Origin of the sequence: Natronomonas gomsonensis, assembly GCF_024300825.1 — an archaeon.
Taxonomy (GTDB): Archaea; Halobacteriota; Halobacteria; order Halobacteriales; family Haloarculaceae; genus Natronomonas; species Natronomonas gomsonensis.
The window spans coordinates 822,206-837,440 of sequence record NZ_CP101323.1; the positions used below are offsets into that span (position 1 = coordinate 822,206).

Consider the following 15,235-nt stretch of genomic DNA (forward strand, 5'->3'; position numbering starts at 1 on the left):
GCAACTCACGGGCGTCGTCTGCAGCGGTAGGTCGATGAAAACAGCGACCGTTGCCGATATTTATTTGATATTTTATATAAGAATCCTTATTGTGTGTGGAAGTTATTACCACTCATAGATGAGTTCACGAAGAGTTTCTAGTTCGTCGCGAGATTTGTCGCCGTCGCCGGTTAGCCGTCGTCAGGTACTAGCGGGGAGTGGGCTAGTGGCGCTTGGTAGCCTGAGTGGCTGTCTCGGCAGCCTCGCGAGCGCGACGACTACCACGGGAGCATCGCCAGCGGCACCGTTCGCGGGCGTCGGTGAGTACACGGGACCGTCGCCAATGAACGAGCCAACCGTATACAAACTCACGCCAACAGTCTCCGCAGACATCGGGCCCGTCTCAGACGAACTCGAACTCGAAGCGTGGGTGTCCGCAACCGCTATCGGGGCCACCTGCTGCTTCGACTACAATGGAGATGAGAGTGGAAGCAACCGGGCCAACTACAATAACACTCGGAGCAACCGCTCGGTCATCCGCGGCCCGGGCGACGCAGACTCGGACGCCGACGGACTCGACGACACGGTCGAACTCCGCTCGAAAGCTCTGGACCTAGAGAACCAGCTGCTCTCCCAGACGAAAGCAGCAACCGACTCAATCAGCAAGCGCTCCGCACGCACGGGGCGGCGCGGCATCGCAGACATGGGCGACACCATCGAAGAGATTCAGGCGACCCTCGAACGCTGCTCCGATGACGTGTGCGTAACCGTCCGAGAGCACGCAGATGGTCGAAAGAAGCTGACTCAGCAGGCGGCCGCGCACATCGAAAACAGCGAGTGGGATGCCGCCGGCAAAGCCGTTCGAGACGTACGAGAAATCGTCGAGGGAGACATCGAGCTGCTGGAATCATCGTTGAAAGACACCTCTGAAGCGTCTCTCGGCACCCCTCGTCTACGAGAGTTGACCGGAGCGAGTGCCGAAGACATCGTTGCACTCTACGAGTACCTCGCTGGCGAACCCATACTCAGCGAGCAGTTCACCATCGCGGTCCCTGACGCTCGTCTCTCCGCTGGGAACGTCGCGCTTGTCGACGAACTCACGCCTCGTCGCCTCATCGAGTACGTGACCGGCCGGGCTGACGACGACGGGCACGTCTACGCGTGGGGGGACAATAGGGTCTCCAACGAGAACAACGATTCCAGTCCGCTTTACGAAGGCGACGCAGTCGGTGGGGAAAGCGCGCTCAACAGGGGCCTCATGACTGACGACAATACGCTGTACGCCTCGGACACGTTCCGCTCCGCAATCTCCGGGCCAGTCGACACGGGCATCCACCTCGAAACATCAGGCGACAACGGGACAATCACGGTTCACGTGAAGAACGACCCCCCACAGGCCACAGAGACGACACCGGCCCTCGCTGTCAGTACAGACGGGTCGTCTCCCGACCGCGCCGACTTCGACGAGTGGGGTCCTGAAAACGGTGAGAGCGCGGTCACGTCAACGCTGGTGTGCCCGATTATGGTCGCGCCACCGGACTGCCCCTCGCCATTCCCCGCGCTGTTGTACGTCCGACGATGTAAGAACGCGGACCAGTACATCTACACGGGTGGCTGGGTCATCGACGATGGCAGCCTCTACGGGAACACAATCACCACCTTGCCGGTGAGTGGTCCAACAGCAGTCATCGGCGTTGGGGGTGGTGATTTAGATGGCGATGGCTACGGTGACGTGATGGCCCGTCGACTGTCGGGAGACGGAGACCATCGAGGAGCGCGGCTGTTCGATGGGACGGTATCGGATGCGGTTGCCGAGGGTGTGCTTTCAGAAACAGAAGGTGAAGACATCATCCTTCGGAAGCGACCGGGGCGAACGAAGGCCCAAAGTGAAGCCGGTGGTGAGGCGGAGAACACGTTCGTCTGCCAACCTAACCACCTGTCGGCACCAATCGTCCACTTCACGGGGGCCAGCGCCGCTGACGACGTGAAGTTCAAAGCCGGCGCCGAACTCTCAAAGAGCGTGAACTGAACGACCTCCGGTCAGCGTGACTCACGCTGCTCAACCTTGTTCAAGTCATAGACTGATGTAACACGATTGCGTCTACTTTGCCGCTTTCTTCGGAGTGCAATCAGTCATCGTCGGCGGCGTACGCATGTTCACGGAAAAATAAGCTCGTGGGTAATAGTGGGTAAGTCTTATCCAACGGTAGGCCGTAGTAGATACCATGACGAAAGTGGACGCTCACGACCTGCGAACCAACGAAACCGACGACCGAGGTCGAATCTACCTCGGTACGGAGTACGCGAACAAGCGCGTGACCGTCGCGGTCGTCGAAGTCGAGTCTGAGTCACCCGACGAGGCCGAATTAGCCGCTGCGTACCGCGAGGCTTCCGAGAGCGCTGACCATCTCACTGAGGAGTGGACGGAGGCATCCGACGAGGCATGGAACGGACTCGATGAATGAACGATGATACAGAGATTCGGCGTGGCGATGTCGTAGTTGTTCGTCTCGACCCTGCTGAGGGCCGCGAGATGAAAAAGACTCGACCTGCGGTGATTGTGCAAAACGATATTGGAAATCGCAACTCCAGCACGACTATCGTAGCTCCGGCAACCGGTACCCATCAAGGCTATCCGTTCGAGGTGTTGGTCGAAGCGGATGGGTCACCGTTCGACAAGGACTCCTCAGTTCGTCTGGATCAGATTCGCGTCGTCTCTGTCGAAAAACGGATTCACTCGGTTCTCGGGAGTCTGAGCGAGCCGACCATGGCCGAGGTGGACGAAGCTCTAAAACTGAGCCTCGGGCTGGATTGAGACACGGGTTAAATACACCTGTTGCCGCCGTATATCGGTCTTCGCGCGGTGAGGATATTCTGTGTCTCACGTCCAGTCCTCGTCACTCATCGCCGTCCGTGCCGAACTGCTCCCGTGCCTCCTCGGCGCTCATGGTTCGCCCCTTGCGGATATCCTCTTCGGCTTCGAGGAGGGCAACGAGTTCGTCGCGGTCGAACGTCGGGAACTCGATTGCGTCACGCAGTGTATACCGGATGAACTCGCTCCGACTGTTGAAGCCGCGTCCCTGCCACGTCCCGTCTATCTCGTCGAGAAACGACTGGGTGACTTTGAAATTCACCGTGACGATTTCGTCCTCTCCGTCGTTTTCAGTGGTTGCTCCAGACATACGTCCGTATTACGCTCGTCTTGCTGAATTTGTTTCGCTGGCAGATACGACTCTTCGTGAGAGGAACGAATCGACGCCAGAATCGCCAAGCCGTTGTTGCCTGAACAGAGAGATGCAAATCGGTCGATGTAGGCAAAACAGCGAGCAATCGCTTCACTCACGCACGGTCACCGTGACTCTCTCAGGAGCATCTCCCTGTTCGTCAGTTACGCGGATAAATAGCGAGTGGACTGATACATCAGAGGGGGCGACTCCATCCGGTTCGACGACTTTTGCCTCGACGTGCAGGCCATAGTCCCGACGTTTGATATGTTCCAGTTCGAGTGAGGCACCGCTGGAAGCACCCATCCATTCGACCAAGATAAGATACCAACTGGCGAAATCCGTTTCCTCGATGAAATCTATCGGATCGTAGTCCTCTCGATTCGTTCGGAGTGTCAATACTGCGTCGGTTGCCTCAGAAGCGCTCGTTACAGCGATTGCAGATGGCCGTTCACGCCCTTTCGAATCAACGTGACCATCTCCCCAATGTTCCGTTTCGACAGTCATCCCGTCGGGCGTCTGTGGGGTATGTAACCCCCAGCCAGATACGCTCGAACACCCGGACAAGCCCCCAAAGACGGTTATACCGCCCAAAGCGACGAGACGACGCCGTTTCATACCATATACTGAAACTTCAATTTAAGAATATTTAGTGCCGGTTATAGATTGTTCTATAAGCAGACTCGACCCAGCGGCTAGTCAGGCCAATTTAACGTGAAAGAGAGGACTGCACAAAATCGTATTATGTGTTACCGAGACTCACGTTGCTCAACCTTGTTCAACTCGATGAGCAGCCGGAAAATCGCTTTCACGAGGTTGTCGTCAACGCCGAATCGCTGGGCGTTGTCGCCGGCGCGGTCCATGACGGCCTGTTCTTGGGACTCGTCGGTCGTCGGCAGTCCCTGTTCGCGCTTCACAGCGGCGATGCTCTCGGCGACGTAGGTCCGTTGGGCGATGAGTTCGACGATTTCGCGGTCGATGGTCTGTATCTCCTCGCGGAGTTCGTCGAGGTCCATTTCGGCGGGGTCGCCGCCCGTTCGAGCGGCGGCCTCGTCGTTCACTTCGTCGTCGCTCCCGTCAGTTGTGTCGTTGTCAGCCATGTGTGTCCGTCTCGTTGGTCCCAGATATCTTTCAGTCGTTCCAGTGCCTCGCGGTCGCCGACGGCGGTGTAGCTCGGTCCGGTTCCCGAAAGCGACGCGGCCGATTCCGGCATCGCCTCCACGATGGGTTCCGTCGGGTAGCCCAAGGCCGCACAGAAGGCGAGGCCGTTGACGCACATCGCTCGCTCGTAGTCGCCGTCGGACGCCAGCTCGTAAACCACGTCGGCCATCGGCGCGACGCGCTCACACCGGGCCACGTCGGCGTCGGCGGAAAACGAGCGCTCGTCGGGCGTGTAGACGAGTACGTCCCATTCGGGTTCGTCCCGTCGGATGAGCACGTCGTCGGTGTTGTCGGTGACGGTGACGCCGCCGAGCATCGACGCCGAGGCGTCGTCGAAGGCGCCCGTAATCGTCACGCCGGCGTCGCGGGCGGCCTCGACGCCGAGGCGGCAGGCGTCCTCGCGGTCCATCTCGGCGCCGAGGGCGTCCAGCGTCGCCAGCACCGTCGCGTTGGCGGCGGCGCTGGAAGATTTGAGTCCCGAGGCCATCGGAACCTCGCTTTCGGTGCGGACGTGGCCGCCCTCGCCGTCGCCGAAGCGCTCGACGACGCTCTCGACGCATCGCTCGATGAGGCGGGTGTCGGCGTCGGGCGCTTCGGCCACCTCGCCGGTGACCTCACCGGTGGCATCCAACTCGACGGTCGCCTCGGTGTAGGCGTCGATGGCGAAAGCCGAACCGTAGCCGTTCGCCAGAGCGTTGAGTACGGTGCCCGCTGCAGGGGCGACTGCGCGACCATCCATCGGCCGAACCTCGGCCGGGCGGCTACAAAGCGGTGGCGGTTAGCGCAACGGCGCATTATCCTCCGAGTAGTTCGATTCGATTCCCATCGGGGTCACGGAGGAAGACGAGTCGCGTCCCGCTTTCGGTCGTCCGTGGCTCGCTGACCGTCTCGATGTCGTCGGGCAGGCCGGCGACGAAGGCGTCGACGTCCTCGACGGCGAACCCGACGTGGCAAGCCCCCGGTTGGTTGAGCGCCGAGGTGGAAGCCGGTCCCTCGGGGTCGTACTCGACGAGTTCGATGCGGACGCCGTCGGCATCGAGGTGTGCGAACGTTCCGGAGGCGCCGTCGACGTCGACGGCGGTCGCGAACGCCTCGCCGCCGACTTCGAACCGGGAGAGGACTTCGAGACCGAGCGTGTCGCGATAGAAAGCGACTGCACGGTCGAGATTCGAGACTGTCAGGCCGACGTGGTGGGCCGTGAGGTCGGTCATGGGTGGCACCACTCGCCGAGCGAGGAAGGCACTTCCGACGGGCGAAGACAGTTGCTGCTCGACGCCGTGGGTCGGGGCATGTCACAACCGGAAATCCCAGCCCCGGGGTTCGGCACGTCGGGATTAGAGGGCGAAGAGTGCGTCGAAGCGGTCGGTGCGGCGCTCGAAGCGGGCTATCGGCACATCGACACCGCACAGATGTACGACAACGAAGCGGCGGTCGGCGAGGCGCTGGCCGAAAGCGACGTTGACCGCGAGGCGGTGTTTCTCGCGACGAAGGTACACCCCGACTCGCTCGCGCCCGATGACGTACGTCGGACGACCGAAGCGAGTCTCGACAGACTCGGCGTCGATGCGGTCGATTTGCTGTACGTCCACTGGCCGATTCGCGCCTACGACGCCGAGACGACGCTGGCGGCGTTCGACGGACTCCGTGAGGCGGGCCTGACACGCCACGTCGGCATCTCGAACTTCACGCCCGAACTCCTCAGGGAGGCCCGCGAACTGCTCGACTCGCCAATCCTCGCCCACCAACTGGAGTGTCATCCGCTGTTGCCCCAATCCGAGTTGGCAGATATCGCCCGCGAGACGGGCCATCGTCTCGTCGCGTACTCCCCGCTCGCACAGGGTGAGTTACTCGAACATTCCACCGTTCGGATGGTCGCCGACGACCTCGGCGTGACGCCCGCACAGGCGGTGTTGGCGTGGCACCTTGACCGAGACATCATCCCGATTCCGAAGGCTCGCGGCGAACACGTCCGGGAGAACATCGGTGCCAGAGAGGTCGCACTCACCGACGAAGCCCGGACCTGTCTCGACGGCATCGACGAACGACGACGCGTGGTCGACCCCGACGGCGCGCCGTGGAACTGACGGCGACAGACGCTCCGACGAAACACGGAACCGAATGCGACGGCCGATAGAGGCCGACGGCCGACCTCCGCCGTCGCCCAACCGCCCTGCTTTTGCCGTCGCCGGCCGAAGCCCCGTCAATGAGCCAGCGAAGCGACATCGCACCTGACACCCTCTCGGTCTCGCTGGAGCCGGAGGGCGTCGAGGTGGAGTACGTCGACGGGCGGTCGGTGTTCTACCACGGCGTGCCGGCAAAGCGGGAGGGGTCGGTCGTCTGTGGCCCCGGCAAGGACGTCCACGTCCTCGTCACCTCCCCCGACGAACGGGAGGGCGTCATGGTGTACGTCAACGACCGCAACACCCACGACGACATCCTCGAATCGACCGGCGTTGGGCGCGTCATCATCGAACGCGACGAGGAGACCTCGCTGTTTCCCGGCGTCGACGCCGAAAACCACGGCTACCGGGTCGAAGTGTCCGCAGACCCCGAAGCCGCCCGCGGGCGGGTGTTCGTCTTCGCCGAAGACGAGATGGGCGAGGCGTCCTACGAAATCGTCTCGGCGAGCAACGACGAGGGCGAACCCGTCACCGACGGAGACGATTCAGACGGGGACAAGTGATGCCGCTGAAGAAGGCGTGGCAACCGCTCGAACGGTCGACCGTCGGGACGGCACCGGACCGGTACGGCGTGTACGAACTCGGAGACGGCGACGGGAACGTCCTCGCAGTCGACCACGGACCGCTCCGTGACAGCCTGAAGGAGGCCCTCGCCTACGGCGACGGCGAAGAGGTCCGGTGGCAAACGACCCAGAACCGCCAACAGGCCGAGCGACTCACCGAAGAACACCGGAACCGGTTATAGCAGAGTTCATCACTCTGTTTCGACTTCCCGAATCCGCAGTTGGCCATCTGCGGCCGTGATCGCGAGGGTCGCCCCGGCCGTCTCGATTCGGAGCGCCTCGGCGTGGATGTCCTCGGCGCCGCGGGACCGCAACAGCGTCACGAGTTGGTCGAGTTCGCCGTCCGTCGCAGTGACCGTCCGGGCGTCGCCCGGACCCGAATCGAGCGTGTCCTCCGCCGCATCCGCGATACCGACGACGTTGCCGCAGTCGACACATTCCAAAAGCGTGACGCCGGGCGCCTCGCTCGGAACCGCAGCCCCACCGCAGCGCTCACACGTCCTCTCGCTGTCGGGTCGTGACTCCTCGGAACCCATCAAACGCGTCGCCGTCCCGATGGACAATAGAGGGTTCGGTTCCCGCGGTGACTGACCGTTACCCGATTTCCCGGGTAGTACGTCCATACCTCACGCGCCGAACCTACGACTGCACCGCTCGGCGGCGTTGGGTACCTGTCGGGACGGGGTCACCGTCACGCATCTAGGGTGTGACGTTCTCCCCGCCACTCCCCACTCCGCTTCCGTTCTCGAAGGGTCCGAGCGAACCGTCGCTCCCGCCCTCTGACCGCGGGAAGCGAACCGTGAACCGAGTACCGTCGTTGGTGTCGGCTACGTCGATGCCGGCGTCGTAGGAGTCGGCGAGTTTCCGGACGAGGTACAGCCCCAGTCCGTCCCCGTCGCTCGATTGTCCCCGAACTTCGGGGTCGAACATGTCGTCTCGAACCGACTCCGGAATCCCCTCGCCGTCGTCGTCGATTCGCACGACGATGGCCTCGCCGTCGGTGGTGCCATCGACCGTAACCGTGAGATTCTCGGTCGGGTTGTGCGAAACTGCGTTGTCGAGAAGGTTCTTGAACAACTCGACGACGAGGTCGTCAGCCTCGACGTACAGCGGGTCGTCGATATCGGTAACGACCGTCGCTTCGGGCGCCTTCGACTGTATCAACGAACTCTGTTCCCGAAGCACGGGGGCGAGGTCGATGGGTTCGAGGTCGCGGTTTCCGGTTTCGGATTCGATAATCGCGTCGGCGGTTTCGAGCAGTTGTCGCATCGACTCGGTGCGGCCCTCGATGTGTTCGAGGTACTCGCGGTTCTGTGCGGATTCGACCTCGCCTTCGAGGAGGTCGGCATAGCCGCCGATGGTCACGAGGTCGTGACGAACGTCGTGTCTGAGGAGTCGAAGCAGGAACAACAGCGTGTCTCGCTGGTCTTCCTTCTCCTCGACGAGCCGTCGGTTCTGGACGGCCTGGCCCCGGTTGAGGCCGATGAGGGCGCCCGCGGCGGCGCCGACCGACCCGACGACGACGAGTTCGTTGAGGATTTCGAGAGTGAACTGTCCCGCGAGGAGGTCCGGGGCCGACGCCCAGAGGACGAACAGCGCCATGAGTCCGAACCCGCCGGCACACCACTTCGCGGCGCTGAAACACTCTGCTGTGTCAAGGTCGCTCCGGTAGATGGTCAGCCCCGACATCACGACGATGTATCCGAAGACGACGTGGACGACGATTCCCAGTACCGCCTGATTGACCGACGACGTCCCCGGAAGTCCCCACGCGAACCAGAAGGTCAGTCCCGCGGCTGCGAGGGTCACGCCGAGGGAGATAAACACGAACCCCCACCGTCGACCGGGGCTTTCGAACATCGTCCCTTCTTCAGGCCCCATGTTGGTATACGTGTCGCCCGATTGTCTGAAGTCGTCCGACGGCGGCCCGCTGAGTCTCAGCGGTTGTCGAGAGCGATGACGACCACACAGCCGAGAAGACAGCCAACTGCGAGAACGTAGAGCCCCCGACCGACGGCCGCCGGTGCACTCAGTTGTGTGGCCCCGAAACGGGCAAGCAGGAGCACGAGCGCCACGACTAGGAGCGTGATTATTTGTTCGCGTGCGGTTCCGGGTACATCCATTATCCGTCGTCGAAGGTTATCGACGCGTCGGCGTCGAACAGCGCGTAGAACCCGGCAAGGGCGAGCAGCGCGAGCGCGCCGATTTCGAGACCGTGGCCGAGTACATGAAGCGGTCCGTGAACGGTAATATCGAACGCCTCGGCGATGATGGCTGCCGTGCCAGCCAGCGTCGCCGAGCCGACGAGTCCGCCGACACGGGCCCACCCCTCGCGGGTGAGCGCGAACGCAACTGCGACGACAACGACTGCGAGTGCAAGTATGAACGCCGATTCGCCTGCCGGGTGACCGGAGTGTAGCGGAAGCATACGCGTCCACTCGGAATCGTCCGACTCAACAGTTCCGGTCGAAGCCCGCGGGGGATTTATGCATGCGTCGCGTTCACACCACGCCATGACCGAGGACCGACAGCTGAGTTTCTGGGCGTGGGGCTACGAGGACCGCCTCCCCGACGACGACGAGCGCCGGGAGTTGGCTGCCCGAATCGAGGGGATGCTCGGGTTTCCCGAACGACCCGTCATGGAGTACCCGACGCTTGCCGACATCGACATGCCAGAACCCCGCATCGACGTGCCGGCGGAACTGGCCGACTTCGCGACGACCGACCGCCGAGCGCGGGCCAGCCACACCTACGGGAAGGGGTATCGCGACCTCGTTCGCGGTTTCCACGGCGACTTCTCGAAGGCCCCCGACGTGGTCGCAACGCCCCGAGACGAAAGCGACGTCGAGGCGGTCATCGAATGGGCGACCGCCGACGGCGTCGCCGTCGTGCCCTTCGGTGGCGGCACGAGCGTCGTCGCCGGCATCGAGTGCGGCGGCGACGGCTACGCCGGCGTCTGCTCGCTCGACATGCGAGAGATGGACGCGGTACTGGAAGTCGACGAACACTCCCGAAGTGCGAAGATTCAAGCCGGCGCGACTGGCCCCGAAATTCAGGACCAACTGCGGGAACACGGCCTGCAGTTGCGACACTACCCACAGTCCTACGAGTTCTCGACGTTCGGCGGGTGGGTCGCCACCCGCGCCGGCGGCCACTTCGCGACGCGATACACCCACATCGACGACTTCGTCGAGTCGGTCCGAGCGGTGACGCCCGCCGGAAACTTAGAGACGCGTCGACTGCCCACCTCCGGTGCCGGCCCCGATCCGAACCGCTTTCTTTTGGGCAGCGAGGGCGCCTTCGGCGTCATCACGGAGGGGTGGACCCGCGTCCAGCCCCGGCCGCCGCACCGTGCCCGGGCGACGATGTACTTCGACGACTACTGGGACGCCGTCGAGGCGACGCGGGACATCGTTCAGGCGCGACTGTACCCCGCCAACTGCCGACTCCTCGACAGCAACGAGGCGATGTTGAACGAACTCGCCTTCGACGGCAGCCACCTGCTCGTGTTGGGCTTCGAGTCGACTGACCACCCCGTCGACGACGACCTCGAACGCGCGATGGCGTTGGCCGAAGCCCACGGCGGCACCTGCCCCGAGGGACCGACGATAGAGGACCGCTCGGCCGATAGCGGCGAATCGGACAACGACCGCTCCGACTCCTCGGAGGGGTCGTGGCGCGACTCCTTCATCGAGGCGCCGTACATGTTCAACTCGCTGGTCTCGATGGGCGTCCTCGTCGACACCTTCGAGACGGCGGTGACCTGGGAGAAGTTCCCCGACCTCCACGAGGCGCTCCAGGAGAACGTCGTCGGCGCGATGGAGGACGAATGCGGCGCCGGGTTCCTCTCGTGTCGGTTCACGCACGTCTACGAGGACGGCCCCGCGCCGTACTACACCCTGCTCGCGCCGGCCGAGGTGGGCAGAGAGCTAGAGCAGTGGAACGTCATCAAGCAGGCCGCATCGGATACGCTGATGGAGTACGGCGCGACCATCACGCACCACCACGCCGTCGGCCGGGTCCACCGCGACCACTACCACGAGGAGGTGCCGGACGGCTACCTCGACGCCCTGCAGTCGATGAAGCGGACGCTGGACCCCGACGGCATCATGAACCCCGGCGCCCTGCTGTAGGCCGCATCGACACCTCGGTCCGGGGGCCATCGCTTTCTTACCACACCGTGTCGAACGTCCGACACCATGAGCAAACTGCTCCGTGTGCTGGGCGGCCTCGTCCAGACCGTCGTCACGTTCGTCGTGTTGATACTGCTCGCCATCGCCGCCTTCTACGTCACCGTCTTCGTCGTCTCGACGGGGGCGGGGCTGGCCGGCTACGACCCCAGCGGTGACTTCGTCGTGTTGGCGGCGGCACTGTTGGTCGTCGCGGCGCTGCTCGGCGGTGTCCCGTTCCGAGGCCTGACCGAAGCACCCGAAGAGGAGAACGCCCGCGACCCCACCACCGGCTTCGAATAGTTACGTTCCGCCGAAGAGGTCGCCGATTTCCTCGCCCTCGTTTTCGCCGGGGAGGATGTCCCCGAGACCGGCGCCGAACGCGCCGGCCGTCCAGACGACGCTGATTTGACACAGGCTGAGAAACGGCTCTGCGATGTCGAGCCGCCCCCATAGCGCCATCGTCGCCGTGGCAGTCAGAAACGCGATGGCGAGGACACCGACCAGCCGTTTCGGGACGAACCCGAAGGCGAGTTGTATCTCGACCTCCCGGAACTCCGCGTAGTACAGCAGGCCGGCCGTGATGGTGACCACGAAGACGGCGTTGGCCAAGAAGTACACCGGAACGCCGTACACCAGCGAGGTGGCGAAGTGGGAGCCGATTTCGAGGACGCCTCCCTCGACGACCAGCGGCAGCGAGAAGATGGTCGACCCGACGAACGCCTCCAGTACGTCTCTGGTGGTGTATCGCTGGATGTTCCGCTCGACGTTGTCGAACGTCCGCCGCTCGAATCGGTGCATTCCCTCGGCGAGGCGGCGGATTCGACGGGCACGGCGACGCTCCTCTCCGGCCGACACCGACTCCTCGAGGGACTCCAGTCGCTCGAGCACCTCGGCGGTCGTCGGGTCCTCGTCGGCCATAGAGGGGCCTCGTCCACAGTGGGCAAAGAGTTGTCGCCGGTTCGGGTGGTCGCCGCGTGGGCTTCGAGTCAGTTGGCGATGTGCTCAGAAACATCGATGCGGCGAGTCGCGTTCAGCGTCTCAAACGCACAGGTCGCAGTACTCTCGTGGACGGTGTAGGCGGTCTCAGTCTCCATGCGGTCGAGGCCAGAGAGGCCGCAACGGCTTCCGAAAATGAGTCGGCAGCGACGGGTGTCGAGGCGCTCGATTCGGTCCGTCGGAATCCAAACTTTTGACACGACGCCGAGTGAAACGACACCATGGCACTCGGATTCGTCCGACGGCATCCGCTCGCGACGGCAGGAATACTGGTCGGTGCTGTCGGCATCGCCGGCTCACGCGTCGAGTCACGACTGGACCCGGCGGGCTGGAACCCACCGGACCCCCCTGCAATGGTCGGCCCGCTGAACTCCAATCGGAGCCTCACCGGCCGGGAGACCGTCGTGGAGTGTGAGGGGCCAGAGGACGTAGCCTTCGACGACGAAGGACGGCTGTACACCGGTACCGAGGACGGCGCGGTCGTCCGGACGACGGAACCGGTCGACGACGGGACGACCAACGCCGAGTTGGAACCGTTCGCCGACACCGGCGGTCGCGCACTCGGCATGGAGTTCGACGGCGAAAACTTGCTCGTCGCCGCCGAAGGTGCGGGCCTGCTGTCTATCGACCCTACTGGCGAGGTGACGACCCTATCGAGTAGCGCGGACGGACGCGACATCGTCTTCGCCGACGACCTTCACGTCGCCGACGACGGCACCGTCTACTTCACCGATGCGACGGTCCACGAACTGTTCCAGGACGAACTGTTCGAACTACAGAACACCGGCCGTCTGCTGGCGTACCGTCCCGACTCCGGGGAGACGACCGTCGAACTGGCGGACCTCGGCTTCGCCAACGGCGTTTGTCCCCACGAAGACGGCGAGTCGTTGCTGATAACGGAGACCTCTCGCTATCGCATCACGCGGTACTACGTCGAGGGCGACCGCGCCGGCGAATCCGAGGTCTTCGCCGAGAACCTCCCCGGCTACCCGGACAACATCGAGGTCGCCGGCGACGGCGACCACTGGGTGGCGATTCCGAGCCTCCGGGACTCGACGCTGGACGGCCTCCATCGGGTGCCGTGGCTGAAGCGCCAACTCGGGAAGTTCCCCGAAGCCGTCTTAGAGCAGGTCAGCGGCGACGCCTACGGACCCGTGTTGCGGCTGGATTCCGAGGGCGATATCGTCGAGTCGCTACACGACCCCACAGGCGGCGTCTTCGGCGTCACCTCCGCGACGCCCCACGACGGCGCGCTGTATCTCGGATCGCTGTTCGGCTACCGGGTCGTGCGCTGTCCGCTGGAGTAGGTGGCCAGTTCAGTTTCACCGCGCTCTCACAAGGTTATAGACGACGTAGCGGCAAACCAGAATATGGCTCGGCTCCCGGGCGTATCGACGCCCGACCAGGTGGTGTGTCACGTCGATATGGACTGCTTTTATGCCGCCTGTGAGCGACTCAAGGAGCCAGGGCTGGCGGGCGAACCGGTCGTCGTCGGGATGGGCTACGAGTCGGGCGAGGCTCACGGCGCGGTCGCTACCGCCAGCTACGAAGCACGGGAGTACGGCGTGGAGTCGGCGATGGCCATCTCGGAGGCCTTAGAATTGCTCCCCCGCCGGGAAACCGCCGAGGACGACGAGGACACCGGCGTCTACCGGCCCGTCGACATGGCGTTCTACGAGTCAGTAAGCGCCGACGTGAAGGCAGTCCTCGACGACGACGCCGAGACTGTCCGGAACGTCTCCATCGACGAGGCGTACCTCGATTTGGGCGACCTCGCGTGGGAGGAGGCCCGCGAGTTCGGCCGCGAGTTGAAAGCCGACATCGAAGATGAGGCCGGTGTCGTCGCCTCGGTCGGCATCGCGCCGAACATGACGACGGCGAAACTCGCCTCCGATGCCGATAAACCGGACGGACTCGTCGTCGTCGAACCAAACGAAGTCAGGGACTTTCTCGCGCCGATGGCCGTCGAGGACCTCCACGGCGTCGGGCCAGTCACCGCCCGCGAACTGCGCAAGATGGATTTCGAGACGGCCGGCGACATCGCCGCCGCCGAGGAGACGGTGCTAGTCGACGCCTTCGGCGAACGCGGACGTGACCTCCACGCCCAAGCGCGCGGCGAAGACGACCGCGAGGTCGAACCGAAGGGCCGACCCAAGAGCCTCTCCAGCGAGTCGGCGTTCGTTGAGGCGACCGCCGACCCGGAGACGAAACGCGAGAAAGTGAGAGGGTTGGCCGAGGAGGTCGCCGACCGCGCGACTGCGAAGGGCGCGCTGTATCGCACCATCGGCATCAAGGTCGTCGAACCGCCGTTCGACGTGAACACTCGCGCTCGGTCGCTGTCGGGACCGGTCGACGACCCGGACCTCGTGGAAGCCGTCGCGCTCGATTTGCTCTCGGAGTTCGACGACGACCGGGTTCGGAAACTCGGCGTCCGCGTCTCGAATCTCTCCTTCGACGACCGCGAACAGGCGAGTCTGGACGCGTGGGAGGACTCCGACGACGAGGTCGAGACGGACCACGACATCCGAAAACGCCACCGGGAACGGACCCGAGGGGGACAGGTCGACCTCTCGGAGTTCCAGTAGGGTGGGCAGGCTTTTGGCTGTCGGGGGCGAAACGCGGGTATGAACCACCTCGCCGTCGCCGGCGACGAGACGTGGCATCTGCCCCGACACGCCCACGTCATCGTCCACGAGACGCCCGACGGCAACGAGTTCATCACCATCTACGACTGCGGGGCCGCTCAAAAGCCCCCGTCGGCACAACTCATCGGCAACCTCGTCCGCGTCGATGCCGACCACGAACTCCTGAATCAGCCGACCGGTTACATCGCCAAACTGCGCGAGGAGTCGACACTCGAACGGCAGGCCGAAGACCACTTCGTCATCCGGGCGGAGTGATATCGACTTGAGGCCTCACGACGGCCACGGCTAGCGAGAGACGCCCTTCGTCCTTCCAAA

The 15,235-nt window shown here is 63.7% G+C and carries 21 protein-coding genes; 11 read left to right on the forward strand and 10 right to left on the reverse strand.

The window, feature by feature from the left end:
• Window positions 1–322 precede the first annotated feature (322 nt).
• The 3 genes from NMP98_RS04555 to NMP98_RS04565 all read left to right on the forward strand — a co-directional run bounded on the left by NMP98_RS04555 (window position 323) and on the right by NMP98_RS04565 (window position 2,794).
• Window positions 323–2,008 carry a hypothetical protein gene (locus tag NMP98_RS04555; protein WP_254860370.1) on the forward strand — a complete coding sequence of 562 codons (1,686 nt, stop codon included), beginning with the start codon at window positions 323–325 and terminating at the stop codon, window positions 2,006–2,008.
• 196 nt (window positions 2,009–2,204) lie between these two features.
• Window positions 2,205–2,444 carry a hypothetical protein gene (locus tag NMP98_RS04560; RefSeq protein ID WP_156708507.1) on the forward strand — a complete coding sequence of 80 codons (240 nt, stop codon included), beginning with the start codon at window positions 2,205–2,207 and terminating at the stop codon, window positions 2,442–2,444.
• Complete coding sequence (locus NMP98_RS04565) at window positions 2,441–2,794, forward strand: type II toxin-antitoxin system PemK/MazF family toxin (protein WP_254860371.1); 354 nt, start codon at window positions 2,441–2,443, stop codon at window positions 2,792–2,794. The genes NMP98_RS04560 and NMP98_RS04565 overlap by 4 nt, the downstream gene beginning before the upstream one ends.
• Window positions 2,795–2,876: 82 nt before the next feature.
• Here the strand turns inward: NMP98_RS04565 and NMP98_RS04570 are convergent, their stop codons facing one another.
• From NMP98_RS04570 to NMP98_RS04590, 5 genes are all read right to left on the reverse strand, one after another.
• The gene (locus NMP98_RS04570) at window positions 2,877–3,161 is read right to left on the reverse strand and encodes a ribbon-helix-helix domain-containing protein (RefSeq protein ID WP_254860372.1); all 285 of its coding nucleotides are present in this window, start codon (window positions 3,159–3,161) and stop codon (window positions 2,877–2,879) included.
• Window positions 3,162–3,314: 153 nt separating this feature from the next.
• Entirely contained in the window at window positions 3,315–3,710 is a 396-nt protein-coding gene (locus tag NMP98_RS04575) for a hypothetical protein (RefSeq protein WP_254860373.1), read from the reverse strand.
• A gap of 242 nt (window positions 3,711–3,952) precedes the next feature.
• Entirely contained in the window at window positions 3,953–4,303 is a 351-nt protein-coding gene (locus NMP98_RS04580; protein WP_411911607.1) for a chorismate mutase, read from the reverse strand.
• Window positions 4,261–5,103 (reverse strand): shikimate kinase, encoded by an 843-nt coding sequence (locus NMP98_RS04585; protein WP_254860374.1) that lies wholly within the window; start codon window positions 5,101–5,103, stop codon window positions 4,261–4,263. The genes NMP98_RS04580 and NMP98_RS04585 overlap by 43 nt, the downstream gene beginning before the upstream one ends.
• A 55-nt stretch (window positions 5,104–5,158) precedes the next feature.
• A complete protein-coding gene (locus NMP98_RS04590) occupies window positions 5,159–5,575 on the reverse strand; it encodes a VOC family protein (protein WP_254860375.1) in 417 nt (138 codons plus the stop codon).
• Window positions 5,576–5,653: 78 nt separating this feature from the next.
• Between NMP98_RS04590 and NMP98_RS04595 the strand changes: the two genes are divergently transcribed.
• The 3 genes from NMP98_RS04595 to NMP98_RS04605 all read left to right on the forward strand — a co-directional run bounded on the left by NMP98_RS04595 (window position 5,654) and on the right by NMP98_RS04605 (window position 7,289).
• Window positions 5,654–6,448, forward strand: a complete 795-nt coding sequence (locus NMP98_RS04595) for an aldo/keto reductase (RefSeq protein WP_254860376.1) — start codon at window positions 5,654–5,656, stop codon at window positions 6,446–6,448.
• Window positions 6,449–6,567: 119 nt separating this feature from the next.
• Complete coding sequence (locus NMP98_RS04600; protein WP_254860377.1) at window positions 6,568–7,047, forward strand: DUF5796 family protein; 480 nt, start codon at window positions 6,568–6,570, stop codon at window positions 7,045–7,047.
• Window positions 7,047–7,289, forward strand: a complete 243-nt coding sequence (locus NMP98_RS04605) for a DUF7508 domain-containing protein (RefSeq protein WP_254860378.1) — start codon at window positions 7,047–7,049, stop codon at window positions 7,287–7,289. Before NMP98_RS04600 ends, NMP98_RS04605 begins: the two co-directional genes overlap by 1 nt.
• 9 nt (window positions 7,290–7,298) lie before the next feature.
• Here NMP98_RS04605 and NMP98_RS04610 read toward each other — a convergent pair whose 3' ends face one another.
• The 4 genes from NMP98_RS04610 to NMP98_RS04625 form a co-directional block, all read right to left on the reverse strand.
• The gene (locus NMP98_RS04610; protein ID WP_254860379.1) at window positions 7,299–7,643 is read right to left on the reverse strand and encodes a hypothetical protein; all 345 of its coding nucleotides are present in this window, start codon (window positions 7,641–7,643) and stop codon (window positions 7,299–7,301) included.
• A 163-nt stretch (window positions 7,644–7,806) separates the two neighbouring features.
• Window positions 7,807–8,967 (reverse strand): sensor histidine kinase, encoded by a 1,161-nt coding sequence (locus NMP98_RS04615; RefSeq protein ID WP_254860380.1) that lies wholly within the window; start codon window positions 8,965–8,967, stop codon window positions 7,807–7,809.
• A 77-nt stretch (window positions 8,968–9,044) separates the two neighbouring features.
• Window positions 9,045–9,230, reverse strand: coding sequence for a hypothetical protein (locus tag NMP98_RS04620; RefSeq protein ID WP_254860381.1), 186 nt, complete (start codon window positions 9,228–9,230; stop codon window positions 9,045–9,047).
• Window positions 9,230–9,535, reverse strand: coding sequence for a hypothetical protein (locus NMP98_RS04625; protein WP_254860382.1), 306 nt, complete (start codon window positions 9,533–9,535; stop codon window positions 9,230–9,232). Before NMP98_RS04625 ends, NMP98_RS04620 begins: the two co-directional genes overlap by 1 nt.
• Before the next feature lie 85 nt (window positions 9,536–9,620).
• On the opposite strand from NMP98_RS04625, the gene NMP98_RS04630 reads away from it, so the two are divergent.
• Both NMP98_RS04630 and NMP98_RS04635 read left to right on the forward strand, forming a co-directional pair.
• On the forward strand, window positions 9,621–11,240 hold the full coding sequence (locus tag NMP98_RS04630) for an FAD-binding oxidoreductase (RefSeq protein ID WP_254860383.1): 1,620 nt from the start codon (window positions 9,621–9,623) through the stop codon (window positions 11,238–11,240).
• 66 nt (window positions 11,241–11,306) lie between these two features.
• Window positions 11,307–11,579 carry a hypothetical protein gene (locus tag NMP98_RS04635; RefSeq protein ID WP_254860384.1) on the forward strand — a complete coding sequence of 91 codons (273 nt, stop codon included), beginning with the start codon at window positions 11,307–11,309 and terminating at the stop codon, window positions 11,577–11,579.
• Here the strand turns inward: NMP98_RS04635 and NMP98_RS04640 are convergent, their stop codons facing one another.
• Window positions 11,580–12,197, reverse strand: coding sequence for a DUF2391 domain-containing protein (locus NMP98_RS04640; RefSeq protein ID WP_254860385.1), 618 nt, complete (start codon window positions 12,195–12,197; stop codon window positions 11,580–11,582).
• 299 nt (window positions 12,198–12,496) lie between these two features.
• Here NMP98_RS04640 and NMP98_RS04645 point away from each other — a divergent pair, with 299 nt between their 5' ends.
• The 3 genes from NMP98_RS04645 (at window position 12,497) to NMP98_RS04655 (ending at window position 15,175) form a co-directional block, all read left to right on the forward strand.
• Window positions 12,497–13,582: an SMP-30/gluconolactonase/LRE family protein gene (locus NMP98_RS04645; protein ID WP_254860386.1), complete on the forward strand. Its 1,086-nt coding sequence runs from the start codon at window positions 12,497–12,499 to the stop codon at window positions 13,580–13,582.
• A 63-nt stretch (window positions 13,583–13,645) separates the two neighbouring features.
• Window positions 13,646–14,860: a DNA polymerase IV gene (gene dinB / locus NMP98_RS04650; RefSeq protein WP_254860387.1), complete on the forward strand. Its 1,215-nt coding sequence runs from the start codon at window positions 13,646–13,648 to the stop codon at window positions 14,858–14,860.
• A 39-nt stretch (window positions 14,861–14,899) separates the two neighbouring features.
• On the forward strand, window positions 14,900–15,175 hold the full coding sequence (locus NMP98_RS04655) for a hypothetical protein (RefSeq protein ID WP_178917133.1): 276 nt from the start codon (window positions 14,900–14,902) through the stop codon (window positions 15,173–15,175).
• Window positions 15,176–15,235 lie beyond the last annotated feature (60 nt).